The organism is Microcoleus sp. BR0-C5 (assembly GCF_036705045.1).
Taxonomy (GTDB): Bacteria; Cyanobacteriota; Cyanobacteriia; order Cyanobacteriales; family Microcoleaceae; genus Microcoleus.
Map to the genome: position 1 here is coordinate 1 of NZ_JAUBTR010000195.1, position 1,545 is coordinate 1,545.

3 protein-coding genes are annotated in these 1,545 nt (G+C 44.1%); 1 reads left to right on the top strand and 2 read right to left on the bottom strand.

Annotated features, from left to right (window positions below):
- Positions 1-58: 58 nt before the first annotated feature.
- Together QUB08_RS31865 and QUB08_RS31870 are read right to left on the bottom strand one after the other, a co-directional pair.
- Positions 59-190 carry a hypothetical protein gene (locus tag QUB08_RS31865; RefSeq protein ID WP_445300982.1) on the bottom strand — a complete coding sequence of 44 codons (132 nt, stop codon included), beginning with the start codon at positions 188-190 and terminating at the stop codon, positions 59-61.
- 163 nt (positions 191-353) lie between these two features.
- Complete coding sequence (locus QUB08_RS31870; RefSeq protein WP_333230284.1) at positions 354-779, bottom strand: DUF2358 domain-containing protein; 426 nt, start codon at positions 777-779, stop codon at positions 354-356.
- 58 nt (positions 780-837) lie between these two features.
- Here QUB08_RS31870 and QUB08_RS31875 point away from each other — a divergent pair, with 58 nt between their 5' ends.
- Complete coding sequence (locus QUB08_RS31875) at positions 838-1,416, top strand: hypothetical protein (protein WP_333230282.1); 579 nt, start codon at positions 838-840, stop codon at positions 1,414-1,416.
- Positions 1,417-1,545: the final 129 nt, after the last annotated feature.

Sequence of the window (1,545 nt, forward strand, 5' to 3'; positions counted from 1 at the left end):
GTACCTACCCAAATGGAATTATCGTGCAGTTCCGACTATTTAGCAGACGCTAAAGTTATTAAATTTTCATTCCTAAGACGGTGTAGGGGCCCGGACTTTGCAATAACTCTAACAAACCAGCCGCTTCAATAACAGTCACGAGGGTTTTGAAAGAACCGGCATTGGTGGCAGTCTCGACAATATCAGCCATGATGTTTTTCAGGAGTGCAAATAGCAGAAATTGAATCAGAGGACAATCATTTTAGCAATTTACAAATAACAGAAAATGAATCGGAGGGATGATGATTATTTTAACCATTATAAGTTAATTCGGTGGCTGGCTCTGATGGCGAGGCGCGATCAACCTTTTTGGCTTATACTTGGGTCGCCTCCTCTCCCTTGCGGAAAAACTGCTTTAAAATCTCTCCGGGCTCTCTGTCCCAGGTGTCGATATGTTCGTAAATTAAGCCGTCTTTATCCAGTTTATAAGTAGAGTAGCCGTTAAAAAAAATCCGAGCTTTCCAGGGAACCCGCAGTGTCCCGCGAACAGTCCAATTTGCCACAATAGTATCATGGGCTGTCTCACCTACGTCGTGCAGGTCGAAGTAAATCTCGTTAAAGAATAGCTGCCCGTGAAATCGCAGAGTCCAAAAGATAATGCGATAGTTGATTTTTCCTTTAAATTTGTTAACAGGGTCTTGAAAATAAACATCTTTTGTGTAGATGTCGTAGGAGATGTCTTTTTCAAAAAGCGTCGGGAGATCCGCTTTCAGGGTGTCTACTGCTTGTTCTACCTGCATTTGATATTCGATCGCACTCAAACGACCACCTTGTGACAGTATTAATTTATGACTTTAAATGAATAATCTCGATCGGCAGCGGGAGGAGAAAAAAATTGATACTTCATCCAGCTCTAATCTTACCTCTAATTATATTGTCCGCCTCGGCCTTTCTGCTGACCCGGACTTGCGAAATCGAAACCTTGGCACAGATTTGACAGAACACCCCCACTCCTCTGACATTCTCGCAGAAATCAACAGCGGCAAGCTGTTGATGGTAGATAGCCGTCGCCGGAACGGCCTAATTTTGATTAAACGTTTCCACGCGCAGTTTGCCGGGCCTGGGGCTGCCGTTGGGGGCGCTTTTGATGTTGACTCTCAGCAGGCGATTCCCGTGGGCGATTTTTGTTTGGTTTGCCCTCAATCTCCCGAAGAAATACAGAAAGCTTTGGGAATTCGGCGACAGTGGGTGCGGTTAATGGAACAGTTAACGGCAAAGCCGGCAGCTTTGGAACGGGCACAAATGGTTTTAACTCAGTTTGAACAATATTTGGATGGGGAAACGGTGGCACAAATTCCTGATGAAGCTTTGGCACTTTTAGTAGGCGTATTTCCCCAAACCATTCGCGCGGCACGGCAAGAAAATGATCTAAGATGAAAATATTTTATCTATTTCCCAATTCTCAACTGTGGCAGCAAACTATCGAATCATACGGAATCCGGTTGTCATAGGTCTGTTATAATTGCTGAAAAAATCGAGGAAAAATAGCCATGCCAAAAAAAGTCG